The organism is Oleomonas cavernae, from assembly GCF_003590945.1.
GTDB classification, from domain to species: domain Bacteria; phylum Pseudomonadota; class Alphaproteobacteria; order Zavarziniales; family Zavarziniaceae; genus Zavarzinia; species Zavarzinia cavernae.
In genome coordinates, this window is sequence record NZ_QYUK01000011.1 from 4,245,801 (window position 1) to 4,271,545 (window position 25,745).

Below are 25,745 nucleotides of genomic sequence, written 5' to 3' on the forward strand. Positions count from 1 at the left end.
ATTGCACGCCTACCATCGGACGATGCTGAAACGGTTTGTGGTGATTTCCCTGGTTGGGATGCTGTGCCTTGGTCAAGCGGCCGAGGCGTGCAGTCTCGTCAGAAACGAGCGCGTCGGCTTTAGGCCAGCTTCGGCGAGCCCAGGCGAAGTTGCACCGCCGATGCCCCTGGTGGAGGTAGTGAGCGTAAAACGCGGCTACTCGGAAGGGAGTGTTTCAGGGGATTGCTCTTACGCCGGGCCATTGTCTTCGCCGTGCCGGCGACCGCAGAGTCGCGGGATTTGCTTTATCAGTTCGAGCTCGTATCGGGAGCCACCGAAGACTTGTTTTTTTGGTCGACGGAGAAGACCGCCAATGTCGGCGCAGCGCCTGCCTTCGAGCATGAGGGAAAATTGTTCTTCGTTTTCCCGTGGACCGACGACGCATCCCAAGTGCAGGAAGCATTGGATCTGAAGGTCCGCGTCACCGCTTTTCGCCGGTCGGGGCTTCGCGGCGGAAGCACCGAAATCCAGGTTCATGATCCGGGTCGCTCTTAGTGGGGCTGAAATATCAGCCGCTATGCCTCAACCAGATTGAGGCGCTTCTTGATTTGCTCGACATCACTGCCGAACTGAGCCATCCGGCGTGAGAGATTCACGTATAGGCCTTCGAGCCGACGGTGGTTGCCGGCACCACCCAGGCCGACGGGATCGTGCGCCACGAGGTCTTCGTCCCGGGGGTCTCGGTCACCCGCCTTGTCGCTCTATGCCCTGGAGGACTACACGGTGGTCCGGCACATGATGGTGAAGCACGGGTAGGATTGACCCCGCCATGAGGGATCCTATAGCATTTACGTATGATAGTGATCTCACGACTATTGATCGCATTGGTGGCGGCTATCGGACTCGGCCGGCCGGCCGGGGCCTGCAGCATCGTCACCAGTGAGAATGTCGAGTTTCAGCCAGATCTTGCGATCCCGGGTGAGAAGACGCCGCCAGCGCCACAGGTCACCGTAAGGCAGATTCATCGCGGCTATGAAGGCGCAGAACCCGGCTTCGATTGCTCCGATGCCGGGGTAATCACCTTATCAATCCTGGCGACGGAGGAATCGAGGGAGCTACTCTACCAGTTCGAGCTGATCGATGGTGTGGCCGAGGACACCATCTTCTGGCCCCCGGGCCGAATGACAATTCGGGGCTGTCGCGGGCGGGTGAGCGAGACGGTGGCCTCCTGTTTATTTTCCCCTGGCTCGATGGATCTCATCAGGTCCAAGAGCCGCTCGATTTGCGGGTTCGGGTCACGGCCTTCCGCCGGTCGGGGCTCCGCGGCGGCAGCACGGATATCGAGATTCACGATCCTGGTCGTCAGGCCGCCATTCTTCCGGTGATGGGTCCATATCCCATCGATCGCGGGCGTCGCTGATTTTCCCTTCCCATTCCGTTGCGAACGCTGTCCAGACTGGTGGCGAGCACGGGTAGGCGGCCAGCATCTGTTAGTGCATAGTAGTGCCCCAGCACGAATGATCGAGGTGCACATGGCCGAGACAACATTCACCTTCCGGGTCGACGAAGCGCTCAAGGCCGAGTTCGTCGAGGCCGCGAAAGCGCACGACCGGCCGGCTTCCATCCTGCTGCGGGATTTCATGCGCGACTACATCAAGCAGAGTCGCGACAGCGCCGAACATGACCGCTGGTTCCGGGCTGAAGTCGAACAGGGCCTGAGAGAAGCGGATCGGGCCGACGCGGTCTTCCACGACGCCGAGACGGTTTTCCAGGAGTTGGGGAAGCGGCGTGCGCCTCGTCGTCCTTGACCGGGCGCGCAACGATCTGATCGGCATCCAAGACTATATCGCGACCGATAGTCCGCCTGCGGCGGCGCGCGTGGTTGCCACAATAGAGGCCAAGATCCTCGGCCTCCGAGAGCATCCCATGCTTGGCCGAACCGGCCGGGTAGCGGGCACCCGAGAGTTGGTGATTGCCGGCACGCCCTATATCGCGATTTACCGGCTGGCCGCACAACGGATTGAGATTGTCCGCGTCCTGCATGGCGCGCAGCGTTGGCCATAGCGGATGGGTCCGGTTCAGGCCTCGACCAGATCGAGGCGCTTCTTGATTTGCTCGACATCGCCGCCAAGCCGGTCCATGCGGCGCGAGAGGCTCGCGTATTGGCCTTCGAGCAGGCCAAGGCGTTCCTCGACCTCGACAATATCCGTCTTCATCTCCGCAATGTCTGTGCGCATGGCACGGAGATGCTCGAGGATCCGGTTTTCGACGCTCTCGACCATTCGTCAAAGGTCGGTTGTGTCGACTTGGTCGTCAAGTCGCTGATTTTCCCTTCCCATTCCGTTGCGAACGCTGTCTAGACTGGTGTCGAGCACGGGCGGCGACAAGCCCGGCCATGAGGGAACAGCGGGGGAAGGCATGACCTATTTCGTTACGGGCGGCACGGGATTCCTGGGCCGCAACCTGATCGATCTGCTCTTGAAGCGCAAAGGCACGGTCTATGTGCTGGTCCGCGCCGGCTCCAGGAAGAAGCTGGAAGCCCTGAAGGCGGAGCGGTGGGAGCGCGATGCCGAGCGCGTGGTCGCGGTCGCGGGCGATCTCTCCAAGAAGAACCTGGGCGTCTCGGCGGCCGAGATCGAGAAGCTGAAGGGCAAGATCAGCCATTTCTTCCACCTGGCGGCGATCTACGACATCACCAACGAGAACCAGGACGCCCAGATCAAGGCCAATGTCGACGGCACCCGCCATGCGGTGCAACTGGCGCAGGCCCTGGCCGCCAAGGGCTTCCACCACACTTCCTCGATCGCCGCCGCCGGCCTTTACGACGGCTATTGGCGCGAAGACATGTTCGAGGAATGGCAGGCGGACGATCACCCCTATTACCGCACCAAGCACGACAGCGAGCGCATCGTGCGCGAGGAATGCCGGATTCCCTGGCGCATCTACCGCCCGGGCATCGTCATCGGCCATTCCCAGACCGGCGAGATCGACAAGATCGACGGGCCCTATTTCTTCTTCAATCTGATCCTGCAATTGCGCCGGGCGATCCCGCAGTGGATTTCGCTGCTGGGGGTCGAGGGCGGGTTGCTCAACATCGTGCCGGTCGACTATGTCACCGCGGCGATGGATCACATTTCCCACAAGCCGGGCCTGGACGGCCAGGCCTTCCACCTGACCAATCCCAAGCACAACCGGGTGGGCGAGGTGGTGAACATCTTCGCCAAGGCGGCGGAGGCGCCGCAATTCTCGATCCGGGTCGACAGCCGGGTCTTCGGCTTCATTCCGCCCGGCGTGCGCAACATGATCGCCGGCCTGCCGCCGGTGCGCTCGATCATCGATACGGTCCTGGGCGGTTACGGCATCCCGCGCCAGGCGCTGAAATACTTCAACTACCCGACCAAGTTCGACAATCGCGATACCACCAAGGCGCTGAAAGGCTCGGGCATCGGTTGCCCGCCGCTGGGTGACTATGCCGGTTTCATCTGGGACTACTGGGAGCGCCACCTGAACCCTGAACTGCACCGCGACCGCTCGCTGGCCGGGGCCGTGTCGGGCCGGGTGGTGGTGATCACCGGCGCCACGTCAGGCATCGGCCTGGAGGCGGCGCGCAAGGTCGCGGCGGCCGGGGCCAAGACCATCATCTGCGCCCGCAAGCAGGAGGAGTTGGACGCCACCCAGGCCGAACTGCGGGCCGCGGGCGGCGACGTCCATGCCTATTCGGTGGACGTGGCCGATACCGAATCCTGCGACCGCTTCATCGCCGCGGTCCTGAAGGATCATGGCCATGTCGACGTGCTGGTGAACAATGCCGGCCGTTCGATCCGCCGCTCGGTCAACCTGTCCTATGACCGGTTCCATGACTACGAGCGCACCATGCAGGTCAACTACTTCGGCGCCCTGCGCCTGATCATGGGCTTCCTGCCCTCGATGTCGGCGCGCAAGCGGGGCCACATCGTCAACATCCTCTCGATCGGCGTGCAGGTGAACCAGCCGCGGTTCTCGGCCTATGTCGCGTCCAAGGCGGCGCTGGGCGCCTTCTCGCGCTGCGCCGGGCCGGAGTTCCATCACCGCAACATCAGCTTCACCAACATCTACATGCCGCTGGTGCGCACGCCCATGATCGCGCCCACCAAGATGTACGACAACATCCCGACCTTGAGCCCCGACGATGCCGCCAACATGATCGTGAAGGGCATCATCGAGAAGCCCAAGCGCATCGCCACGCGTCTGGGCACCATGGGCGAGCTGATGTGGGCGGCGGCGCCCGACGTCACCAACATCCTGTTCAACACCACCTACCGCCTGTTCCCGGATTCGGCCGCGGCCCGGGGCGAGAAGGGCAAGGAGGGCGAGGCGCCGTCGACCGAGGCGGTGGCCCTGGCGGCGTTGACGCAGGGGCTGCACTGGTAGGGCTGGCGGCGGGGTGGGTTCAATAATCCATTGCACGCAACTGGATGGCGCACGATATGATGGGGCAACCTTTCGTGAGCACCGCCATGTCCGATACCCCGTCCCTGCGCCTCGACGACCAGCTCTGCTTTGCGCTCTATTCGGCCTCGCACCTGATGACCAAGGCCTATCGGCCGATGCTGGCCGAGCTGGGCATCACCTATCCCCAGTACCTTGCCCTGCTGGTCCTGTGGGAGGAGGACGACATCACGGTCGGCCGCCTGGGCGAGCGGCTGTTTCTCGATTCCGGCACGCTGACGCCCCTGCTCAAGCGGCTGGAGGCGGCGGGGCTGATCGGGCGCCGGCGCGATCCGGCCGACGAGCGGCAGGTGCGGGTTCAACTGACCCAGGCCGGCCGCGCCCTGCGGGTGACGGCGCAGACCTGCTACGAACAATTGGTCTGCGGCCTGGGCCTGACCGCGGACGAGGTCGGCGGCCTGCGCCAGCAGGTGGTAAGGCTGCGCCAGCAACTGGACAAGGTGGTCGCGTAGCAGATTCCCTCGCCCCCAACGGGGGAGAGGGCAGGGTGAGGGGGTGTTCGGGGCGGTCCGCGAAAGAGCCGGCCGGCAGCGGCCCAAGGCCAGCGACCCCTCACCCCGGCCCTCTCCCCGCAAGCGAGGCGAGGGAGAGTCGAAAATATATATTGCACACAATTTAATTTGACGCTATATAACGTCCATCTGCCACGGAGAAGCACGATGCCTGACAAGATCCTCTACACCGCCCATGCCACCGCAACCGGGGGCCGCGACAATGGCCATGCCGCCAGCGACGACGGCCACCTGAAGGTTGCCCTGTCCATGCCCAAGGAACTGGGCGGCCCGGGCGGCGAGGGCACGAATCCCGAGCAACTGTTCGCGGCCGGCTATTCGGCCTGCTATCTCAGTGCCCTGAAATTCGTCGCCGGTGCGGCCAAGGTAAAGCTGCCGGATGACGCCAGCGTGACCGCCTCGATCGCCATCGGCCCGATCGCCACCGGCTTTGGCCTGGCCGCCGAACTGGTGGTCTCGCTGCCCGGCATCGACCCGGCGGTGGCTGACGAGCTGGTGCTGAAGGCCCACCAGGTCTGCCCCTATTCCAACGCGACGCGCGGCAATATCGCGGTCGACATCTCGGTCAAGTAATCCCGTCAGGCGCCCCTCCTCTCGGCAGAGAGGAGGGGAACGGCGCGGTGATTAGAAATTAGGCTCTATTTGCGCCCGTACCTAAATTTTTGCCCAAATTTTTGCCATTGCGCCGTCCAGTTCCCAAAATGCGCCCCTGATCAGATCGGCTGTTTGTGACAGCCGCGACCTTGAATCGATTCTGGCACGGCTCTTGCGACTCCCCCGGCTGCGACTGCGAGGCGGGGCCATTCTCTCGTTCTAGTCGCGCCTGGCCGCGGCGAAGCGGCCTTCGGTTTCCCGCAGGGGTGGGGGTTATCTATGTCGAAGTTCACAAAATGGGTCGCTGGGGCGGTGCTCGGCGCCACGGCGATGGTCGGCGCCAGTGTCAGCGCCACCGCCGAGGAAACGATCAAGGTCGGCATCCTGCATTCGCTCTCCGGCACCATGGCAATCAGCGAGACCACGCTGAAGGACGTCATGCTGATGCTGATCGACGAGCAGAACAAGAAGGGCGGCCTGCTGGGCAAGAAGCTCGAAGCCGTGGTGGTCGATCCGGCCTCCAACTGGCCGCTGTTCGCCGAAAAGGCCCGCGAGCTGATCTCGGTCAACAAGGTCTCGGCCGTGTTCGGCTGTTGGACCTCGGTGTCGCGCAAGTCGGTCCTGCCGGTGTTCAAGGAACTGGACAACATCCTCTTCTACCCCGTGCAGTACGAGGGTGAAGAGTCCGAGCGCAACGTGTTCTACACCGGCGCCGCCCCGAACCAGCAGGCGATCCCCGCGGTCGACTACCTGGCCGCCGAGGAAGGCGTGAAGCGCTGGGTCCTGGCCGGCACCGACTATGTCTACCCGCGCACCACCAACAAGATCCTCGAGGCGTACCTGAAGGCCAAGGGCGTCGCGGCCGAGGACATCATGATCAACTACACGCCGTTCGGTCATTCCGACTGGCAGACGATCGTGGCCGACATCAAGAAGTTCGGCTCGGCCGGCAAGAAGACCGCCGTGGTCTCGACCATCAACGGCGACGCCAACGTGCCCTTCTACAAGGAACTGGCCAACCAGGGCATCAAGGCGACCGACATCCCGGTCGTCGCCTTCTCGGTCGGCGAGGAAGAGCTCGCGGGCCTCGACACCTCCAACCTGGTCGGTCACCTGGCCGCCTGGAACTACTTCATGTCGGTGGACGTCCCCGAGAACAAGGAGTTCATCAAGAAGTGGCAGGCCTTCACCAATAACCCCAAGCGTGTCACCAACGACCCGATGGAAGCCCATGTCATCGGCTTCGCCATGTGGGTGAAGGCGGTCGAGGCGGCCGGCACCACCGATCCCGACAAGGTGATCGATGCCCTGATCGGCGTCTCGGTCCCCAACCTCTCGGGCGGCTATTCGACCATGATGCCGAACCACCACATCACCAAGCCGGTGCTGATCGGCGAGATCAAGGCCGATGGCCAGTTCGACATCGTCCAGCAGACCGCCGGCCTGATCATGGGCGACGAATGGTCCGACTTCCTCGAAGGCTCGAAGGACCTGATCTCCGATTGGCGTTCGCCGCTCAAGTGCGGGAACTTCAATGTCGTCACCGGCAAGTGCGGTGGTTCCAAGTAAGTTCTGGTAGGGCCTGAAGTCTCCTCCTCACAACTTGCCCGGGCGGCGGTTCGCCGCCGCCCGGGAACTTCTTGCCCATGTCCCCGAGAGGCGGTCGACTCATGGTTTCCTACGCCATCTCTCTCCTGCGTCGTTCGAGCCTAGCCCTGGCGCTTTTCGCGGCCTTGATGCTGGGGTCGACCGTGGCGCGGGCCGACGGCATCGCCGACACGTTGAAACTCCTCACGTCCTCGTCCTATGACGATATCCAGAAGGGTATCGAGGGCCTGGCCGTCAGCGGTCATCCGACCGCCACCGACATTCTCCAGGCACTGAGCGACGGGCGGCTCTATGTCACCGGCGACGGCGCCCTGGTCTACAAGGACACGGCCGGTGCCTTCCATGCAGCCGATAGCGGTGAAGCCCTGGCGGCCGAGCCCGTGGGTGCCAAGGCGGTGCGCGCCAACAACCGCATCCGCCGCGCCGTCGAGGCCGCGGTGGGCCAGCTCACCCTGATGAGCCCGGACCCGGCCAAGCGCCTCGAGGCCGCCGCCGCGGTGCTGAAATCCAAGGATCAGGCGGTCCTGCCGCTGATCGAGAAGGCCCTGGCGGCCGAAACCGATTCCAAGGTGAAGGCGGCGCTGGAGCGCGCCCAGGCCGCGATCATCCTGTTCGGCGGCTCGGACGAGGCGACCAAGCTCGCCGCCGTCGCCAAGATCGCCGAACAGGGCGACCAGGAAGCCCTGGGCCTGCTGGCCGATGTGCCCAACCCGACCCCGGCCCTGACCGCGGCGATTGCGGATGCGCGCAGCATCATCGAAGGCCGCCTGGCCCTGTGGTCCGGCGTCCAGGCGGTCTATTACGGCATCTCGCTGGGCTCGGTGCTGCTGCTGGCGGCGATCGGCCTCGCCATCACCTTCGGCGTGATGGGCGTCATCAACATGGCGCACGGCGAAATGGTCATGATCGGCGCCTATGTGACCTTCATGGTCCAGGAAGTGATCCGGACCAGTTTCCCCGGCCTGTTCGATTATTCGCTGGCCATCGCCCTGCCCATGGCCTTCCTGGTGGCTGGCGTGGTCGGCATCGGCATCGAGCGCAGCATCATCCGCTTCCTCTACGGCCGGCCGCTGGAAACCCTGCTGGCCACCTTCGGCCTGTCGCTGGTATTGCAGCAGGCCGTGCGCAGCATCTTCGGGCCGACCAACCGCGAGGTGGGCAACCCCAGCTGGATGTCGGGCGCCTTCGACTTAGGCGGTCTGACCCTGACCTACAATCGCCTGTGGATCATCGTCTTCTCGATCCTGGTGCTGGCGGTGCTGATGGTCGTGCTGCGGCGGACGGCGTTTGGCCTGCAGATGCGGGCGGTGACCCAGAACCGGCGCATGGCAGCCTCGATGGGCATTCGCACCAACTGGGTCGACAGCCTGACCTTCGGCCTGGGCTCCGGCGTCGCCGGAATCGCCGGCGTGGCGCTCAGCCAGATCGACAACGTCAGCCCGAACCTGGGCCAGGGCTATATCATCGACAGTTTCATGGTCGTGGTGTTCGGTGGCGTGGGCAACCTGTGGGGTACCCTGGTCGGCGCCCTGACCTTGGGCATAACCAACAAGCTGCTGGAGCCGGTCGCCGGTGCCGTGCTGGGCAAGGTGATCGTGCTGGTGGCGCTCGTCTTGTTCATCCAGCGCAAGCCGCGCGGCCTGTTTCCCCAGAAAGGCAGGGCGGTCGAGCGATGATCACGCAACGTCTCTATGCCCGCGACAAGGTCGCCTTCTGGTTCCTGGCCATCCTGCTCGTGCTCTCGGTGCTGGTCGCCGTGCTCAACCTGGCGCTGCCGGCCGACAGTTTCTTCCAGGTGCCGACCTTCGTGGTCGCCGTGCTGGGCAAGTATCTGTGCTATGCCATCCTGGCCCTGGCGATCGATCTGGTCTGGGGCTATGTCGGCATCCTGTCGCTGGGGCATGGTGCCTTCTTCGCCCTGGGCGGCTATGCCATGGGCATGTATCTGATGCGCCAGATCGGCACCCGCGGCAGCTACGGCGACCCGATCCTGCCCGACTTCATGGTGTTCCTGAACTACAAGGAACTGCCCTGGTACTGGCTGGGCTTCGACAATTTCTTCTTTGCCATGTTCATGGTCGCCCTGGCGCCGGGCATCCTGGCCTTCGTCTTCGGCTGGCTGGCCTTCCGCAGCCGGGTGACCGGCGTCTATCTGTCGATCATCACCCAGGCCATGACCTATGCCCTGCTGCTGGCCTTCTTCCGCAACGACATGGGTTTCGGCGGCAACAACGGCCTCACCGACTTCAAGGACCTGCTGGGTTTCAACCTGCAGACCAACGGCATGCGCGTGGTCCTGTTCCTGGCCAGCGCCGCCCTGCTGGCCGGCACCTTCATCATGTGCCGCTGGATCACCCGTTCGCGCCTGGGCAAGGTGCTGGTCGCCGTGCGCGACGCCGAAAGCCGCACCCGCTTCATCGGCTACCGGGTGGAAGGCTACAAGGTCGCCATCTTCACCCTGTCGGCGGTGATGGCCGGCTTCGCCGGGGCGCTCTACGTGCCCCAGGTGGGCATCATCAACCCGGGCGAATTCGCGCCCCAGAACTCGATCGAGGCGGTGGTCTGGGTCGCCGTCGGCGGCCGCGGCACCCTGGTGGGCGCGGTGATCGGCGCCATCGTGGTGAACTTCGGCAAGTCGGTCTTCACCGGCGTCCTGCCCGAATTGTGGCTGTTCGCCCTGGGCGGCCTGTTCATCGTGGTAACCCTGCTGATGCCCAAGGGCATCTTCGGCACGGTGCCGCTGCTGATCCAGGGCTACAAGAACCGGCGCGCCACCCGGGCCGGCGACAACGGCAAACCGGTGGAAGCACCGGAAGGCGCGGGGAATAGGCCATGCTGATCGGCGAAATCTCCCCCAAGCCGCTGCTCTATGTCGACGGCGTCACCGTCACCTTCGACGGTTTCCGCGCCCTCAACCAGCTTTCCCTGGTGATCGCCCCCGGCGAGATGCGGGCGATCATCGGCCCCAACGGCGCCGGCAAGACCACGATGATGGACGTTATCACCGGCAAGACCCGGCCCGATACCGGCACGGTCTCGTTCAACGGCGATGTCGATCTCACCAAGCTGGACGAGGCGGCGATCGCGCAACTGGGCATCGGCCGCAAGTTCCAGAAGCCGACCGTGTTCGAATCCCACACCGTGCGCGACAATCTCCTGCTCTCGCTGGCCGGCCTGCGCCGCCCGCACAAGGTGCTGTTCGCCCGCGAAACCGTGGCCGAGCGCACCCGCATCGACGAGTTGCTGGGCCTGACCAAGCTGGGCGATGCCAAGGACCGCCTGGCGGGCGACCTGTCCCACGGCCAGAAGCAATGGCTGGAGATCGGCATGCTGCTGGCGCAGGAGCCCGAACTCCTGCTGGTCGACGAGCCGGTCGCCGGCATGACCGATGCCGAGACCGAGGAGACCGCGGCCCTGCTGGTCGAGATCAACAAGAGCCATTCGGTGGTGGTGGTGGAACACGACATGAGCTTCGTGAAGGCCCTGGGCGTGAAGGTCACCGTGCTCCACGAAGGCTCGGTGCTGGCCGAGGGGCCGCTCGACCAGGTGCAGGCGAATGAACGCGTCATCGAAGTCTATCTGGGGCGCTGAGCGATGCTGTCGGTCGAAAACGTCGATCTTTTCTACGGTGCCGCCCAGGCCTTGCGCCGGGTCAACCTGACCGCCGATGTCGGCGCGGTCACCTGCCTCCTGGGCCGCAACGGTGTCGGCAAGACCAGCACCCTGCGCGCCATCGTCGGCAACCAGCCGGTGACGCGGGGCAAGATCACCTGGGAAGGCGAGGACATCACTCACCTCAAGTCCTTCGAACGGGCCAGGCGCGGCATCGCCTATGTCCCTCAGGGCCGCGACATCTTCCCGCTGCTGACCGTGCGCGAGAACCTGGAAACCGGCTATGCCGTGCTGCCCAGGGCGAGCCGCAAGGTCCCCGACGAGATCTTCGACCTGTTCCCGGTGCTGAAATCCATGCTGCGCCGGCGCGGCGGCGACCTGTCGGGCGGCCAGCAGCAGCAACTGGCGATCGGCCGGGCGCTGGTGATGAAGCCGCGCCTCCTGGTGCTGGACGAACCGACCGAGGGCATCCAGCCTTCGATCATCAAAGATATCGGCCGCGTCATCGAGTTGTTGCGCGATCGCGGCGAGATGGCGATCCTGCTCGTCGAACAGTATTTCGATTTCGCCCACGCGCTCGGCCACCGCCTTGCGGTCATGGACCGCGGCGAGGTCGTGTTGGCGGGGCTCAAGGACGAGCTGAATGAAGCCGAGGTTCGCCGCCACGTCATGGTCTGAGACGAGCAGCCTTACCCGCGCCCAAGGCAACCTCGCGCTTTCCTTCAAGCGGCGTGGGCCGGCCACGGTGCTGGATCACCTGTACCAGCAGGGCTGCGCCAAGGCGCGCTTTCCCAAGACCGAGCACGGCGCCTTCACCACCGCGGTCACCCTCAATACCTCGGGCGGGCTGACCGGCGGCGACCGGCTGACCACCACCGTCGACTGGGGCACCGGTGCCCAGGCGACCGTGGCGGCCCAGGGGGCCGAGCGCGGCTACCGCTCGATCGAGGGCACCGCCATGCTGCGCACCCGCCTCTGCGTCGAGGCCGGCGCCCAGGCGGAATGGCTGCCCCAGGAAACCATCCTGTTCGATGGTGCTGCCCTGCACCGCGACCTCCAGGTCGATATCGCCGCCGATGGCTGGTTCTTAGGCGTCGAATCGGTGGTCTTCGGCCGCACCGCCCGGGGCGAGTCCGTGCAACGCGGCACATTCCGCGACGCCTGGCGCGTGCGCCGCGACGGCCGCCTGATCTATGCCGACGTCACGGCGCTGGCCGGCGACATGCAGGCGATGCTCGACCGCCAGGCGATGGGCCAGGGCGCGCGGGCCGCCTCGACCATCATCCATGTCGCCCCGATGCCGCCGATCGATTGGATTGCGTGCGCGCGGCCCTCGACGGCCCCGGCCTGTGGGGCGCCAGCGCCTGGGACGGCCTGCTCGCCATCCGCCTGGCTGCGCCCACCGGCGCCGATCTGCGCGCCCTGGTGGTGCGCTCGCTCGCTCCCTTGCGCCACGGCCGCCCCCTGCCGCGGGTGTGGCAGATTTGATGATGCCGCGACACCGCACCGATGAAAGCCCTCTCCGCCCTTCAGGGGGGAGAGGGTTGGGTGAGGTGGGTCGGCGGCCTAGGGCGCGCTTGACCCGCGACCACCTCACCCTCCCCGTCGCTACGCGCCGGGTCCCCTCCCTCTCCCCCGCCTGCGGCGGAGAGGGCAAACGTAGCCAAGGAGGCCTTCCGTGAACCTCAGTCCACGTGAAAAGGACAAGCTGTTGATCTCGATGGCGGCGATCGTCGCGCGCAAGCGGCTGGAGCGCGGGGTCAAGCTGAACTACCCCGAAGCCGTCGCGCTGATTTCCGATTTCGTGGTCGAGGGCGCGCGTGACGGCCGCACGGTGGCCGAGCTGATGGCGGCCGGCGCCAGCGTGCTGACCCGCGAGCAGGTGATGGAGGGAATCGCGGAGATGATCCACGACGTCCAGGTCGAGGCGACCTTCCCCGATGGGACCAAGCTGGTCACCGTCCACCAGCCGATCCGGTAAGGGAGTAACAATCATGATCCCAGGCGAAATCATCACCCAGGACGGCGAGATCGAACTGAATGCCGGTGTCGAGGCGATCACCGTGAACGTGGCCAACACCGGCGACCGGCCGATCCAGGTCGGCAGCCACTATCACTTCGCCGAAACCAATGCAGGCCTGGAGTTCGACCGGGTGGCGGCGCACGGCCATCGCCTGGACATTCCCGCCGGCACCGCCGTGCGCTTCGAGCCGGGCCAGACCCGTGACGTGCGCCTGATTCCGTTCCGGGGCAAGCGGCGCATCGTCGGCTTCCGCGGCCTCGTGATGGGAGAGATCTGACATGGCCTTCAAGATCTCCCGCGCCGCCTATGCCGACATGTTCGGGCCGACCACCGGCGACCGCATCCGCCTGGCCGATACCGAATTGTTCATCGAGATCGAGCGCGATTTCACCACCCCGGGCGAGGAGGTGAAGTTCGGCGGCGGCAAGGTCATCCGCGACGGCCAGGGCCAGTCCCAGGTGACGCGGGCCAATGGCGCCGTCGACACCGTCATCACCAATGCGGTGATCCTGGACCACTGGGGCATCGTGAAGGCCGACGTCGCCATCAGAGACGGCCGCATCGCCGCCATCGGCAAGGCCGGCAACCCGGACATCCAGCCCGGCGTCGACATCATCGTCGGCCCCGGCACGGAAGTGATCGCGGGCGAGGGCAAGATCCTCACCGCCGGGGGGATCGACTGCCACATCCATTTCATCTGCCCGCAGCAGGTGGACGAGGCGATTTCCAGCGGCGTCACCACCCTGATCGGCGGCGGCACCGGGCCTGCCACCGGCACCAAGGCGACGACCTGCACCCCCGGCCCCTGGCACCTGGCCCGCATGCTCCAGGCCGCCGAAGGCTTCCCCGTCAACCTGATGTTCTCAGGCAAGGGCAATGCCTCCGACCCGGCCGCGCTGATCGAGCAGATCAAGGGCGGCGCCGCGGCCTTGAAGCTGCACGAGGATTGGGGCACCACGCCGGCCTCGATCGACTGCGCCCTGACGGTCGCCGATGAATACGACGTGCAGGTGATGCTGCACACCGACACCTTGAACGAGTCGGGCTTCGTCGAAGACACCATCGCCGCTTTCAAGGGCCGCCAGATCCATGCCTTCCACACCGAGGGGGCAGGCGGCGGCCATGCGCCGGACATCATCAAGGTGGCGGGCCTGCCCAATGTCATCGCCTCGTCGACCAACCCGACGCGGCCCTTCACGGTGAATACGCTGGACGAGCATCTCGACATGCTCATGGTCTGCCATCACCTGGACCCGAGCATCCCCGAGGATGTGGCCTTCGCCGAAAGCCGGATCCGGCGCGAGACCATCGCGGCCGAGGACATCCTCCAGGACATGGGCGCCCTGTCGATCATCTCCTCCGACAGCCAGGCCATGGGCCGGCTGGGCGAGGTGATCCTGCGCACCTGGCAGACCGCCCACAAGATGAAGGTCCAGCGCGGGGCCCTGGCCGGCGACGGCCCGGGCAACGACAATTTCCGCGCCCGGCGCTATATCGCCAAATACACGATCAACCCGGCCATCGCCCACGGCATCGGCAACCATGTGGGCTCGATCGCCCTGGGCAAACTGGCCGATCTCGTGCTGTGGTCGCCGGCCTTCTTCGGCGTGAAGCCGGACCTGGTGATCAAGGGTGGCACCATCGCCCAGGCCCTGATGGGCGATCCCAATGCCTCGATTCCCACGCCCCAGCCGGTGCACTACCGGCCGATGTTCGGCTCGTTCGGTCGGGCCATGGCCGAATCCTGCCTGACCTTCGTCTCCAAGGCGGCGCTGGACCTCAACATCGGCGGGCGCCTGGGCCTTGCCCGTGGCCTGGCGGCGGTGGAAAATACCCGCGACAAGGCGGCCAAGGCGTCGATGATCCTGAACGACGCCCTGCCGGTGATCGAGGTCGATCCGGAGACTTACGAGGTGCGCGCCGATGGCGAACTTCTCACCTGTCAGCCGGCAAAAGTGCTACCCATGGCGCAGCGTTACTTCCTTTTCTGACGGACGTTTGCCATGAAGCGCGCTTCTGCCGTTCTGCCCAAGGGCTCCTTCCCCGACGACGCCGTGGTCGGCGAGGTGGTGCTCGATTCCGATGCCCGCCTGCGCCGCCGCGCCGTGCTCTCGGCCGGGCGCCAGCAATTCCTGATGGACCTTGCCGAGCTGATCCCGCTGGGCGACGGCGACGGCCTGATGCTGGACGGCGGCGGCGTGGTCCGCGTCCTGGCGGCGCCCGAGCGCCTGGTCGAGGTGACGGCGTCGAGCCCGGCCGAACTGGTGCGCATCGCCTGGCACCTGGGCAACCGCCACCTGCCGACCCAGCTCCTGGGCGACGCCATCCGCATCCGCCCCGACCATGTGATCGAGGGCATGCTGCTGGGCCTGGGCGCCAGGGTGGCCAAGATCGATGCGGCCTTCGAGCCCGAGGGCGGCGCCTATGCCGGCGGCCATCACGACCATGATCACCATGATCATGGGCACGAGGAGCACGAGCACGGCCCGAATTGCGGTCATGATCATGGGGCGACCGCGACCGCCCTGCTGAAGCACGGGCAGGAACCCAAGCACGATCATGATCACGGCCACGAGCACGGCCATGTCCATGGCCCCAACTGCAAGCATGACCACTGACGGCGCCCTCTACCGGCTCATGGCGTGGCTGTCGCCGTCCTATCCGGTCGGCGCCTTCAGCCACTCCCATGGGCTGGAATGGGCCGTCGAGATGGGTTGGGTGCGCGACCGGCAAGCCCTGGTCGACTGGCTGAACGATCTGCTGGCGGCCGGCAGCGTCTGGAATGACGCCGTCCTGTTCACCCACGCCCATGCCGCCGGTGGCGATGCAGCTAAGCTCCATGCCCTGGCGGAACTCGCCAGCGCCGCCGCCCCCTCGCGGGAACGCCAGGTCGAGGCGCTGGCCCAGGGCAGCGCCTTCAAAATGATCTCGGTCACCAGTTGGCCGGTGCCGGCACTGGCCAGCGTACCCGACACGGTGGCCTTCCCCATCGTGGTCGCGGCCCAGGCGGCCGGCCACGGCATCGAATTGCGCCCCGCGCTCACCGCCTATCTCCACGGCTTCGTCGCCAACCTGGTCTCGGCCGCCCAGCGCCTGGTGCCCTTGGGCCAGACCGACGGCCAGAAAGCCATTGCCGCCCTGATGCCGGCGGTGGAGGCGACGGTCGAGCGGGCCGCGGCGCTGGACACCCAGGCCGATCCCTTCGAGGCCATGGGCGGTGCCGCCCTGGCCTCCGACATCGCCGCGATGCGCCACGAGACGCAGTACACGCGGCTGTTCAGGACGTAATCCATGCGGACCGTTTCCCCTCAATCGTCATGCCCGGCCTTGTGCCGGGCATCCACGTCGGGACAGTGCACGCCCTTTGACGGAAGAGGCGGCTTGCCGACGTGGATGGCCGGGACTTCGCCCGGCCATGACGGTAGGGGAAATGAGCGGTAACGAAAGGTGATGTAGCCATGCGTAATCCCAACGGTCCCTTGCGGGTGGGTGTCGGCGGGCCGGTCGGCTCGGGCAAGACGGCGCTGATGGACCAGCTCTGCAAGCTGTTCCGCGAGCGCTATGACATCGCCGCGATCACCAACGACATCTATACCAAGGAAGATGCCGAGTTCCTGACCCGTGCCGGCAGCCTCTCGCCCGAGCGTATCCTCGGCGTCGAGACCGGCGGCTGCCCGCACACGGCGATCCGCGAGGATGCCTCGATCAATCTGGCGGCGGTGGCGGAAATGCGCCGGCGCTTCCCCGACCTCGACCTGGTGCTGATCGAATCCGGCGGCGACAATCTGGCGGCGACCTTCAGCCCGGAACTGGCCGATCTCACCATCTACGTCATCGACGTCTCGGCCGGCGACAAGATCCCGCGCAAGGGCGGCCCGGGCATCACCCGCTCGGACCTGCTGGTGATCAACAAGACCGATCTGGCCCCCCTGGTCGGCGCCGATCTCGGCGTCATGGACCGCGATGCCCGGCGCATGCGTGGTGACAAGCCCTTCGTCTTCGCCCGCGCTTCGAAAGGCGACGGCATCGAAGCCATCGCCGCCTTCATCGAGAAGGCGGGTGGATTGGTTGCGGCGGATGCGGCCTGAATAAGTCCCTCTCCGCCGCTTGCGGGGGAGAGGGAAGGGGCCCATTGCGCCAGCAATGGGAAGGGTGAGGTGGTGGTTGGGCCAGACGCGCTCTACGCCGTAGACCCACCTCACCCAACCCTCCCCCCAAAGGGCGGAGAGGGCTTTTACCTTAAAAACAGCGCGATCAATTCCTCGATCGGCACCGGGGGCACTTCCTCCACCGGGGTCTTGGCCGGGCCGAAGACGGCCGCCGGGAAGGCGCGCAGGCCGTAGGTGAAGGCGATCGCGGCCAGGAAGCTCAGGAGAAAGGCTTCGAAGCTGGTCGCGGGCACGGCGCCGCGGTCGCGCGCGGCGTTGAACACCGGCTCCAGCGTCGCGACGCGGCTGCGGATGTGGCGTTCCACCAGCCATTCCAGCCGCTCCCCGCCCGAGGTCGCCTCGTTGAACACCATGCGCGCGTGCTCGGGGCAGACGGTGCAATAGTCGGCATAGGAATGCAGGGCCAGGCGCATCACCGCGCGGGCATCCTCATAGGTCCGGGGCAGGGGCATGCCGGCCACCGACGAGGGGAAATCGGCGAAGACCACGTCGACCGTCGCCTCCCACAGCGCCCGCTTGGTCTTGAAGTGATAGCCCAGGTGGCCCTGCTCGATGCCGGCCGCCGCGGCGATGGCGCGGACCGAGGCGCCGTCATAGCCCTTGGCGGCGAATTCCTCCTTGGCGGCATCGATGATCCTGGCCCGCAGGGCGGCCGATTTCTCGGCCCGGCTCTGCGGCGGCAGGGCGCGCGTGCCCCGGGTCAGCGAGCGCAGCTTGGCCTGAATATCATCGAATACGGGACGCGACACGACCGCCCAAACTCCTCAAGATTCCGATGGTCACAATGCGCAAGGCGGGCGGATGATGCAACCGCTGCGCCTTGTAGGTGCAGCGCAACTGAATATTTGACGTTTGACAAAACTTTGGTCAGGCGATAAAACTAAACCAAGAAGGAGAGAGCAATGGGTCGGGAAATGTTCGCAGGCAAGGTTGCCGTGGTCACGGGTGCCGCATCGGGTATCGGCCTGGCGCTGGCTCGGGACTTCGCCGCCCGCGGCTGCAAGCTGGCGATCTCGGACGTCAATACCGAGAAGCTGGCCGCCGTTGCCGACGAGCTGCGCCAGGGCGGCACCACCGTGCTGGCCGAGAAGCTGGACGTCGCCGACCAAGCTGCATTCTTCGCCTATGCCGACAAGGTCATCGCCGAACTGGGCGGGGCCGATTTCGTCGTGAACAATGCCGGCGTCGCCCTGATGGCCAATGTGGCCACCATGCCGCTCAAGGATCTCGAGTGGCTGATGGGCATCAATTTCTGGGGCGTGGTCTATGGCACCAAGGCCTTCCTGCCGCACATGCTGGCCAAGGGTTCGGGCTCGATCGTCAATATCTCCAGCGTCTTCGGCCTGATCGGCATTCCCGGGCAGAGTGCCTATTGCGCCGCCAAGTTCGCGGTCCGCGGCTTCACCGAAAGCCTGCGCCAGGAGGTGCACGGCACCGGTGTCCATGTCGGCTGCGTCCATCCCGGCGGCATCAAGACCAACATCGCCGCCTCGGCCCGCATGCTCGAACTGCCGCCGGGCGCTGAATCGGCGGAAGCCGTCGCGCGCCGCTTCGAACAGGTCGCCCGCACCACACCCGCCCAGGCAGCGGCCACGATCATCCGCGGCATCGAAAAGCGTTCCCGGCGCATCCTGATCGGCGGCGATGCCCGGCTCATTTCCGGCATCGTGCGTCTGCTTCCCGTGTCCTACACCGGCCTGATCCGCCGCGCCCTGGGGGCGGCGACCGGGGCCAAGACCAAAACCAGCCAACCCGCCATCACCGCCAGGCCGTAACCGGCCGCCGGCGGATAACGAGGAGAGCAATTATGGGCATGGCAGAAATCAAGCCGCGCAATATCAAGTTCGCCCTGACCGGCGAAGACAAGCGCAACTGGTTTGCCGGCAACCCGGTGGCGACCGCCATCATGGACGGTGCCTCGATCCTGTTTCCCGTCGGCGAGACCTTCTTCATCGAGTCGGTGGTCTACTACAAGGACCGCATCGCCGATCCCAAGCTGCAGGCCGAGGTACTGGCCTTCCAGCAGCAGGAAGGCATCCACAGCCGTGAGCATCGCCGCTACAACAAGGCGATCGAAGCCTTCGGCGGCGATGTCCCGGCGCTGGAGCAGCGCCTGAAGGACGAGATCAAGAAGCTGGAAGCGGCCGGTACCTCGCCTGAATACAAGCTGGCGCTGACCTGCGCCTTCGAGCATTTCACGGCGATGCTGGCCGACGACCTGCTGGCCCACCCCGACTTCATGGCCGGGGCGGAGCCCGAGTTCTCCAAGCTGTGGCACTGGCACGCCATCGAGGAGGCCGAGCACAAGGCCGTCGCCTATGACGTCTGGAACCTGGTCGGTCCCAAGGGGCTGAAGGGCTATCTCATGCGGGCGCGCGCCATGTGGAAGGCGACCCGGGTGTTCATGGGCCAGTCGACCTACAATGCCGCCGGCCTGCTGAAGGCCCGCGGCGAGGGCGGCTATGGCCGCAACATGTGGAAGATGCTGCACTTCATCCTGGTCCGCCCGGGCGTGCTGCGGCGCAGCTTCCCGGCCTACCTGAGCTATTTCAAGCCGGGCTTCCACCCCTGGCAGCACGACAACCAGCACCTGATCGACAAGTTCAAGTCCGCCTACGAGGCGTGAGTTCAGCTCGACCGGCGGCCGGCATGCCCGGCGGCCGGCCTCGGCTTTACGAGGAGAACGATCCATGGGCCAGGTACCGATTACCCCACGCAACATCAAGTTCGCCTTGGGCGGCGAGGACAAGCGCAACTGGTTCGCGGGCGACCCGGTGCGCACGGCGATCCTCGACGGCGCCTCGATCCTGTTTCCCTATGGCGAGGGCAAGTTCATCGAATCCGTGATCCATTTCCGCGACCGCATCACCGATCCCAGGCTGCTGGCGGACATCAACGCCTTTGCCGCCCAGGAAGGCGTCCACAGCCGCGAACACCGCCGCTACAACAAGGCGATCGAGGCTTTCGGCGGCGATATCGCCCGGTTGGAGAAGCGCCTGCGGGATGTCGTCGAAAAGATGGAGCGGCGCGGCGTCTCGCCTGAATACAAGCTGGCGCTGACCTGCGCCTTCGAGCATTTCACGGCGATGCTGGCCCACGAACTGCTGGCCGACCCGCATTTCCTGGACGGTGCCGAACCGGAATTCGCCAGGCTGTGGCGCTGGCACGCGATCGAGGAGGCCGAGCACAAGGCAGTGGCCTTCGACGTCTGGAACCAGGTCGGTCCCAAGGGGCTGCGCGGCTACCTGATGCGGGTGCGCGCCATGCTGAGGGCGACCCGGATCTTCACCAGCCAGACCCGGTTCAACACCCATGTCCTGCTGCGCGAACGCGGGCAGACCAATGTCCTGCGCAACGCGCGCCGTATCCTGCATTTCGCGGTGATCCGGCCGGGCCTGCTGCGCCGGTCGTTCGGCGTCTACCTCAGCTATTTCCGCCCGGGCTTCCATCCCTGGCAGCACGACGACCGTCACCTGATCGAACAGCACAAGAATTCCTATGCCGCCGAACCTGTCATCGCGGCCGAGTAACCAGCGAAGGAGTGATTACATGGGCAAGGCCGATATCGTCGCGCGCAACATCAAGTTCGCCCTGACCGGCGAGGACAAGCGCAACTGGTTTGCCGGCAACCCGGTGGCGACCGCCATCATGGACGGCGCCTCGATCCTGTTTCCGGTGGGCGAGACCTATTTCATCAACGCGGTCGTCCATTTCCGCGACCGGGTGAGCGATCCCAAGCTGCTGGCCGAGATTAACGGCTTCCAGCAGCAGGAAGGCATCCACTCGCGCGAGCATCGCCGCTACAACAACGCGATCAAGGCCTTCGGCGGCGATGTCGACGCGCTGGAGCAGAACCTGCGCGACGAGATCGCCCGCTGGGACGACAGCCCGGAATTCAAGCTGGCGGTGACCTGCGCCTTCGAGCATTTCACCGCCATCCTGGCCGACGACCTGCTGGCCCATCCCGATTTCATGGCCGGCGCCGAGCCTGAATTCTCCCGCATCTGGCACTGGCATGCGATCGAGGAAGCGGAACACAAGTCGGTCGCCTACGACGTCTGGAACATCGTGAAGCCCAAGGGCCTGAAGGGTTACCTGATGCGGACCCGGGCGATGCGCCTGGCCACCCGGGTCTTCCTGCAGCAGACCCACAACAATGCCTTCACCCTGCTGGCGGCCCGGGGCGAGGCGGCGACGGGCAGGAACATCCGCCGAGCCCTCTACTTCGGGCTGGTGAAGCCGGGCACCCTGCGCCGCCAGATGGGCGCCTATCTCAGCTACTACCTGCCGGGCTTCCACCCCTGGCAGCACGACAACCGCCACCTGATCGAGCAGCGCAAGGATTCCTACGCCGCCCCGATAACCGCGGCCGAGTAACTGGCAGACGAGGGAGTAGCTTTATGGGTAAGGCAGTCATCAAGGCGCGGAACCTGAAGTTCGCGCTGGCGGGTGCGGACAAGCGCAACTGGTTCGGCGGCAATCCGCAGGCGACGGCGCTGCTGGACGGCGCTTCGATCCTGTTCCCGGTGGGCGAGACCTATTTCATCAATGCGGTGATCCACTACCGCGACCAGATTGCCGATCCCAAGCTGCAGGCGGAAATCACCGCCTTCCAGCAGCAGGAAGGCATCCACAGCCGCGAACACCGCCGCTACAACGAGGCGATCCAGGCCTTCGGCGGCGATGTTCCGGCGCTGGAGCAGAACCTGAAGGACGAGATCGCCCGCTGGGACGACAGCGCGATCTTCAAGCTGGCGGTGACCTGCGCCTTCGAGCATTTCACCGCCATCGGTGCCCATTTCGCCCTGGCCAAGGAAGGCTTCTTCGACAAGGCCGATCCCGAATACGCCAAGCTGTGGCGCTGGCACGCGATCGAGGAGGCCGAGCACAAATCGGTCGCCTATGACGTGTGGAACCAGGTCGGGCCCAAGGGCCTGGCCGGCTACCGCATGCGCATCAGGGCGCTGATGCTGGCGACCCGGGTGTTCAACGGCCAGACCCTGCACAATGCCCTGTCGCTGCTGAAGGCGCGGGGCGAGACCAACCGCTGGAAGAACCGCCTGGCGATCTGGAAGTTCGTGTTTGTCAGCCCCGGTTTCCTGTGGGGCATCCTGCCGGCCTATTTCAGCTATTTCCTGCCGGGCTTCCACCCCTGGCGCCACGACAACCGCCACCTGATCGAGCAGTACAAGGTCGCCTACGAGGCGTAACCCTATTCGTCAGGGGCGGGCGGCCAGCAGGCGGTGGGTGGTGAAGCCGGCCACCGCCAGGCCGGCCATGACCAGGCCCATGGGGCCGGCGGTGCCGTTCTCGAACAGGCCGACGGCGGCGCCGGCCATGGCGCCGAAGCCGAATTGCATCACCCCCAGCAGGGCCGATGCCGCGCCGGCATGGTGGCCGGCGCGCGACATCGCCGCCGCCATGGCGTTGGCGCCGACAAAGCCCAGGCTGACCAGGGTGGTAAACAGCGGCACCATCAAAAGGAACAGGCTGGCCGGCTGGGCCAGGGCCATGCCCGCCAGCACCAGGCCGGCGAGCGCATTGACCGCCATCGCGACCTTCAGGATCCGCCGCCCGTCCCAATAGCGCAGCAGGCGGACATTGACCTGGCTGGCGGCGATCAGGCCGAAGGCGTTCAGGCTGAACAGCAGGCCGTAGTCCTGCGGGCTGACGCCGTAGAGCGTGATGAAGATGAAGGGCGAGCCGGTGATATAGCTGAACAGGCCGGCGCTGAGCAGGGCATTGGCCACGCCGAAACCCATGAAGCCGGGATCGGCCAGCAGGTGGCCGTAGGCCCGCAGCACCGAGCCCAGGCCGCCGCGATGACGCCGCTCGCGGCCCAGGGTCTCGGGCAGGAACAGGGTGACGCTGAACAGGCACAAGGCACCAAAACCCGCCAGCACCAGGAAGATCACGCGCCAGTCGGCCAGGATCAGGATCTGCCCGCCGGCCAGGGGGGCGAGGATCGGCGCCAGGCCCATGACCAGCATCAGCATGGAAAAGACCTTGGCCGAATCCCGCTCGTCGAACAGGTCGCGCACCATGGCCCGGGCGATCACCATCCCGGCGCAGCCGCCGATCGCCTGGATGAAGCGCAATGCCGCCAGGGTCTCGATATCGGGCGCGAAGACGGCACCGATCGAGGCGGCGATATAGATCGCGATCCCCGCCATCAGGGGCGCGCGCCGGCCGAAGCGGTCGGACAGGGGGCCGTGGAAGGCCTGGCCGATGGCAAGGCCGATGAAGAAGGCCGCCAGGGTCGCCTGCACGGCGCCGGCATCGGTGGCGAAATAGCCCTCCAGTGCCGGGAAGGCGGGCAGGTACATGTCGATCGACAGGGGGGCGAAGGCGGTCAGCGCGCCCAGCGCGACGATCATGCCCAGCCGGCTCTGGGGGGAAGCATTACTTTGCATGGCCGGCACCATAGCCGGCCCGGGCCATACGCACACATGCAACGCCTGCGGGCCTTCATGCACTGTCGGGCTTGGGGCCGCAGGGTGCGTGGTTCGACAGGCTCACCATGAGGAAAATCTTTTTGCCACAAAGACTCCCCTCATCCTGAGCTTGTCGAAGGACGCACCACGCCCCCGCCAGGCTCAGAGCAGGAAGACGTGGTTGCCAATGCAGATCAGACCCGCGATGCTTTTGTAACCGCGCCGGCGCCCAGCGACAGCACGATGGTTTCAACCAGGGCATCGACAACATCTTCTTCCTTCAGCAATGGGTTCTCCTTGCCCAGATACCGAAGCATGGTGAACAGCGCGCTATTGATCAGCACAAAGAGCTTGGCTTGAATATTCTCGAATGCATAGTCTTCGAGGTGCTGTAGAAAGAACTGGCGGGCAAGCGTCTGAAAATATAGCTCCAGCGGATCGAGCAGGCGATGCATCGGCAACCGGTGCCAATTGTTTATCAATTCCATATAAAGCGGGTTGGAGCGCAGAAAATCCAAGCCCACTGTCATTGCTATTTTCAGTAATTTACTGGTATCCGGCATCTGAAGATCAATTGTGGCAAGATTATTATTGAACATTCGCACCGTGTCGCGGCTGGCCTTGTCCAGCAAGGCCTCGATCAGCTCCGACTTGTCGTAAAAATACTGGTAGAGCGAGGCGATGTTGACCCCTGCCGTTTCGGCGACCCGGTTGGTGCTGACCGCGTCAAGGCCGTGCTGCGCGATCACCTGGCCGGTGGCTTCGATCAGCCGGTCGACCATCTGCCTCGACCGTTGCTGGACCGGTTTCTTGCGCATGACGGTTCGACAATCCGATTTTAATGCAAGTTGAATATAAGTGATTTGTTGCATTACGGTCTCCGTGTAGCAAGAGCCGATACTTGTCCAGGAGACCCCGATGACCGTCATGACGCCCCCTACGGCGACCGCCCGCCGCGCGACACCGGGCCGTGTGCCCGCCTTCCCTGAAGACGGAATACCGCCCTTCGTCCATGCCTTGATGCCTGTTTCTCTGCCGGTGTGGCTGATGGAGCGCCTGATCGGGGGACCGGTGCGTCTCGATCGCGGTCTTCGGGAGGAGATGATCGAGGGTCTGTGGGAGGGTGACGAGCCCATGGACACGCTCTTGGACTGGATGTTTGCCGCCGGTGCCAGAGAGGGCAAACAGCTTTTCGAACAAGCCCTGGATCACGGCGTTGAAAGTGTCCCGGAAGCGCCGGAACCCTTGCGGGCGTTTTTTGCCGTGATCGATCGCCGCCCCGATTGGGTCGACATGAGTGCGGTGCAGGAAGGCATGCGCGCGTTGAACGCCGTTGGCGAAGTCGGCGCTTATCTGGGCCGTGACTATGCCCTGATGGGCGGCTATCTGCTTTCCGGCTTCAATGAGGCGCTGGTGATGACGGGCGCGCTGAACAAGGGTGCCGGCAGGCGGTTTGCCGAAACCATGTCCTGGGCGATGGACATCATAACCCCTGAGGGCATGGAGCGCTTTGGTGTCGGCTTCAAGAGCACCATCCGCGTGCGCATGATCCACGCCCTGGTGCGCCGCAATCTGGTGCGCAGGCCGGATTGGAATGCTGCTCGTCACGCCATGCCGATCAACCAGACCGATATGTGCGCCACGATCCTGGCCAACGCGCTTGTGGCCTTCGGTTCCCGTTGCCTGGGTGTCCCCATGACCAATGGCCAAATCGACGCCGTCATAAAGCATACGCGCTATGTGGGCTGGCTGATGGGCGTCAAGGGGCCCTGGCTGCCGACCTCGAATGCGCACGCCATTCGCCTGCTGCTGCATGCCACCAGTACCCAGCCGCGTGGGGAAGAGACCAGCCAGATCATGGCGAAGTCCCTGGCGGCCGAACCGCTGACGCGCCACTACCCTTACTTCCGGGCCGTTCACCGCCGGCTGGAGCACTCGCGCCATCTCAGCATCAGCCGCTTTCTGCTCGGCAAACGCACGCTGGACACGCTTGGCGTCCCCTCGAATGTCCTGCCCTGGTATCCCGTCTTGACCATCGGCCCGCGACTCGCCTGGCAGGTTGCTCATCGACTAGTGCCGGGCGGCTATCGTCGCCTCTGCGAGCAGGGCCTGAAAAAGCAGCGGCAAATGCTCGAGGTCTTTCACGCCGGTGCCAAAAGCGCCGCCGGGATTATCAAGCCCGACGCCAGTCACCCGGCGCATGTTTAGGCGGCGCGCTCGCCGATCCGGCTTGGACCGGCAGGTTGCGTGGTTCGACAGGCTCACCATGAGGAGAATCTTTTTGCCACAAAGACTCCCCCTCATGCCTCGAGCCTGTCGAAGGACG

28 protein-coding genes are annotated in these 25,745 nt (G+C 65.2%); 24 read left to right on the forward strand and 4 right to left on the reverse strand.

Translation table 11 applies throughout. The features are described 5' to 3' along the window. Nucleotides 1–222 precede the first annotated feature (222 nt). The 3 genes from D3874_RS24410 (at nucleotide 223) to D3874_RS24425 (ending at nucleotide 2,043) form a co-directional block, all read left to right on the forward strand. Nucleotides 223–534 carry a hypothetical protein gene (locus D3874_RS24410; RefSeq protein ID WP_119781889.1) on the forward strand — a complete coding sequence of 104 codons (312 nt, stop codon included), beginning with the start codon at nucleotides 223–225 and terminating at the stop codon, nucleotides 532–534. Between the two features lie 977 nt (nucleotides 535–1,511). Then, complete coding sequence (locus tag D3874_RS24420) at nucleotides 1,512–1,787, forward strand: CopG family ribbon-helix-helix protein (protein WP_119782476.1); 276 nt, start codon at nucleotides 1,512–1,514, stop codon at nucleotides 1,785–1,787. Continuing rightward, the gene (locus tag D3874_RS24425; protein WP_119781893.1) at nucleotides 1,768–2,043 is read left to right on the forward strand and encodes a type II toxin-antitoxin system RelE/ParE family toxin; all 276 of its coding nucleotides are present in this window, start codon (nucleotides 1,768–1,770) and stop codon (nucleotides 2,041–2,043) included. The genes D3874_RS24420 and D3874_RS24425 overlap by 20 nt, the downstream gene beginning before the upstream one ends. A 14-nt stretch (nucleotides 2,044–2,057) precedes the next feature. Here D3874_RS24425 and D3874_RS24430 read toward each other — a convergent pair whose 3' ends face one another. Beyond that, entirely contained in the window at nucleotides 2,058–2,261 is a 204-nt protein-coding gene (locus D3874_RS24430) for a hypothetical protein (RefSeq protein WP_119781895.1), read from the reverse strand. A gap of 136 nt (nucleotides 2,262–2,397) precedes the next feature. Here D3874_RS24430 and D3874_RS24435 point away from each other — a divergent pair, with 136 nt between their 5' ends. The 15 genes from D3874_RS24435 (at nucleotide 2,398) to ureG (ending at nucleotide 16,904) form a co-directional block, all read left to right on the forward strand. Continuing rightward, nucleotides 2,398–4,389, forward strand: coding sequence for an SDR family oxidoreductase (locus D3874_RS24435; RefSeq protein ID WP_119781897.1), 1,992 nt, complete (start codon nucleotides 2,398–2,400; stop codon nucleotides 4,387–4,389). Nucleotides 4,390–4,475: 86 nt separating this feature from the next. Next, the gene (locus tag D3874_RS24440; protein WP_119781899.1) at nucleotides 4,476–4,919 is read left to right on the forward strand and encodes a MarR family winged helix-turn-helix transcriptional regulator; all 444 of its coding nucleotides are present in this window, start codon (nucleotides 4,476–4,478) and stop codon (nucleotides 4,917–4,919) included. A gap of 207 nt (nucleotides 4,920–5,126) precedes the next feature. After that, nucleotides 5,127–5,552 (forward strand): organic hydroperoxide resistance protein, encoded by a 426-nt coding sequence (locus tag D3874_RS24445; RefSeq protein WP_119781901.1) that lies wholly within the window; start codon nucleotides 5,127–5,129, stop codon nucleotides 5,550–5,552. 300 nt (nucleotides 5,553–5,852) lie between these two features. Beyond that, nucleotides 5,853–7,142, forward strand: coding sequence for an urea ABC transporter substrate-binding protein (gene urtA / locus D3874_RS24450; protein WP_119781903.1), 1,290 nt, complete (start codon nucleotides 5,853–5,855; stop codon nucleotides 7,140–7,142). A 101-nt stretch (nucleotides 7,143–7,243) separates the two neighbouring features. Continuing rightward, nucleotides 7,244–8,857, forward strand: coding sequence for an urea ABC transporter permease subunit UrtB (gene urtB, locus D3874_RS24455; RefSeq protein WP_199699245.1), 1,614 nt, complete (start codon nucleotides 7,244–7,246; stop codon nucleotides 8,855–8,857). Continuing rightward, nucleotides 8,854–10,020 (forward strand): urea ABC transporter permease subunit UrtC, encoded by a 1,167-nt coding sequence (gene urtC / locus D3874_RS24460; RefSeq protein ID WP_119781905.1) that lies wholly within the window; start codon nucleotides 8,854–8,856, stop codon nucleotides 10,018–10,020. The genes urtB and urtC overlap by 4 nt, the downstream gene beginning before the upstream one ends. An 8-nt stretch (nucleotides 10,021–10,028) precedes the next feature. Then, complete coding sequence (urtD, locus tag D3874_RS24465; protein ID WP_408900000.1) at nucleotides 10,029–10,772, forward strand: urea ABC transporter ATP-binding protein UrtD; 744 nt, start codon at nucleotides 10,029–10,031, stop codon at nucleotides 10,770–10,772. 3 nt (nucleotides 10,773–10,775) lie between these two features. Next, nucleotides 10,776–11,471 carry an urea ABC transporter ATP-binding subunit UrtE gene (gene urtE / locus D3874_RS24470; protein WP_119781908.1) on the forward strand — a complete coding sequence of 232 codons (696 nt, stop codon included), beginning with the start codon at nucleotides 10,776–10,778 and terminating at the stop codon, nucleotides 11,469–11,471. Beyond that, complete coding sequence (locus tag D3874_RS24475; protein WP_119781910.1) at nucleotides 11,437–12,306, forward strand: urease accessory protein UreD; 870 nt, start codon at nucleotides 11,437–11,439, stop codon at nucleotides 12,304–12,306. The genes urtE and D3874_RS24475 overlap by 35 nt, the downstream gene beginning before the upstream one ends. A gap of 165 nt (nucleotides 12,307–12,471) precedes the next feature. Continuing rightward, on the forward strand, nucleotides 12,472–12,774 hold the full coding sequence (locus D3874_RS24480; RefSeq protein ID WP_119781912.1) for an urease subunit gamma: 303 nt from the start codon (nucleotides 12,472–12,474) through the stop codon (nucleotides 12,772–12,774). Nucleotides 12,775–12,787: 13 nt separating this feature from the next. Then, nucleotides 12,788–13,093 (forward strand): urease subunit beta, encoded by a 306-nt coding sequence (locus tag D3874_RS24485; RefSeq protein ID WP_119781913.1) that lies wholly within the window; start codon nucleotides 12,788–12,790, stop codon nucleotides 13,091–13,093. 1 nt (nucleotide 13,094) lies between these two features. Beyond that, nucleotides 13,095–14,807 carry an urease subunit alpha gene (ureC, locus tag D3874_RS24490; protein ID WP_119781915.1) on the forward strand — a complete coding sequence of 571 codons (1,713 nt, stop codon included), beginning with the start codon at nucleotides 13,095–13,097 and terminating at the stop codon, nucleotides 14,805–14,807. 12 nt (nucleotides 14,808–14,819) lie between these two features. Then, complete coding sequence (locus D3874_RS24495; protein ID WP_119781917.1) at nucleotides 14,820–15,434, forward strand: urease accessory protein UreE; 615 nt, start codon at nucleotides 14,820–14,822, stop codon at nucleotides 15,432–15,434. Next, complete coding sequence (locus tag D3874_RS24500; protein WP_119781919.1) at nucleotides 15,424–16,104, forward strand: urease accessory protein UreF; 681 nt, start codon at nucleotides 15,424–15,426, stop codon at nucleotides 16,102–16,104. The genes D3874_RS24495 and D3874_RS24500 overlap by 11 nt, the downstream gene beginning before the upstream one ends. Nucleotides 16,105–16,274: 170 nt before the next feature. Then, nucleotides 16,275–16,904 (forward strand): urease accessory protein UreG, encoded by a 630-nt coding sequence (gene ureG, locus D3874_RS24505; protein ID WP_119781921.1) that lies wholly within the window; start codon nucleotides 16,275–16,277, stop codon nucleotides 16,902–16,904. Between the two features lie 146 nt (nucleotides 16,905–17,050). Here the strand turns inward: ureG and D3874_RS24510 are convergent, their stop codons facing one another. Next, a complete protein-coding gene (locus D3874_RS24510) occupies nucleotides 17,051–17,734 on the reverse strand; it encodes a TetR/AcrR family transcriptional regulator (protein ID WP_119781922.1) in 684 nt (227 codons plus the stop codon). Between the two features lie 153 nt (nucleotides 17,735–17,887). On the opposite strand from D3874_RS24510, the gene D3874_RS24515 reads away from it, so the two are divergent. From D3874_RS24515 to D3874_RS24535, 5 genes are all read left to right on the forward strand, one after another. Further along, on the forward strand, nucleotides 17,888–18,760 hold the full coding sequence (locus tag D3874_RS24515) for an SDR family NAD(P)-dependent oxidoreductase (protein ID WP_119781924.1): 873 nt from the start codon (nucleotides 17,888–17,890) through the stop codon (nucleotides 18,758–18,760). A 32-nt stretch (nucleotides 18,761–18,792) separates the two neighbouring features. Next, nucleotides 18,793–19,611, forward strand: coding sequence for a metal-dependent hydrolase (locus D3874_RS24520; protein ID WP_119781926.1), 819 nt, complete (start codon nucleotides 18,793–18,795; stop codon nucleotides 19,609–19,611). Between the two features lie 64 nt (nucleotides 19,612–19,675). After that, a complete protein-coding gene (locus tag D3874_RS24525) occupies nucleotides 19,676–20,515 on the forward strand; it encodes a metal-dependent hydrolase (RefSeq protein ID WP_119781928.1) in 840 nt (279 codons plus the stop codon). 19 nt (nucleotides 20,516–20,534) lie between these two features. After that, nucleotides 20,535–21,362 (forward strand): metal-dependent hydrolase, encoded by an 828-nt coding sequence (locus D3874_RS24530; protein WP_158596201.1) that lies wholly within the window; start codon nucleotides 20,535–20,537, stop codon nucleotides 21,360–21,362. Between the two features lie 23 nt (nucleotides 21,363–21,385). Next, nucleotides 21,386–22,195: a metal-dependent hydrolase gene (locus tag D3874_RS24535; RefSeq protein ID WP_119781932.1), complete on the forward strand. Its 810-nt coding sequence runs from the start codon at nucleotides 21,386–21,388 to the stop codon at nucleotides 22,193–22,195. Nucleotides 22,196–22,204: 9 nt separating this feature from the next. Here D3874_RS24535 and D3874_RS24540 read toward each other — a convergent pair whose 3' ends face one another. Together D3874_RS24540 and D3874_RS24545 are read right to left on the reverse strand one after the other, a co-directional pair. Next, nucleotides 22,205–23,398 (reverse strand): multidrug effflux MFS transporter, encoded by a 1,194-nt coding sequence (locus tag D3874_RS24540; RefSeq protein ID WP_119782478.1) that lies wholly within the window; start codon nucleotides 23,396–23,398, stop codon nucleotides 22,205–22,207. A 215-nt stretch (nucleotides 23,399–23,613) separates the two neighbouring features. Further along, nucleotides 23,614–24,348, reverse strand: a complete 735-nt coding sequence (locus tag D3874_RS24545; protein ID WP_158596202.1) for a TetR/AcrR family transcriptional regulator — start codon at nucleotides 24,346–24,348, stop codon at nucleotides 23,614–23,616. Here D3874_RS24545 and D3874_RS24550 point away from each other — a divergent pair. Next, nucleotides 24,338–25,627, forward strand: a complete 1,290-nt coding sequence (locus D3874_RS24550; protein ID WP_119781934.1) for an oxygenase MpaB family protein — start codon at nucleotides 24,338–24,340, stop codon at nucleotides 25,625–25,627. The two genes, D3874_RS24545 and D3874_RS24550, sit on opposite strands and share 11 nt — an antisense overlap. Nucleotides 25,628–25,745 lie beyond the last annotated feature (118 nt).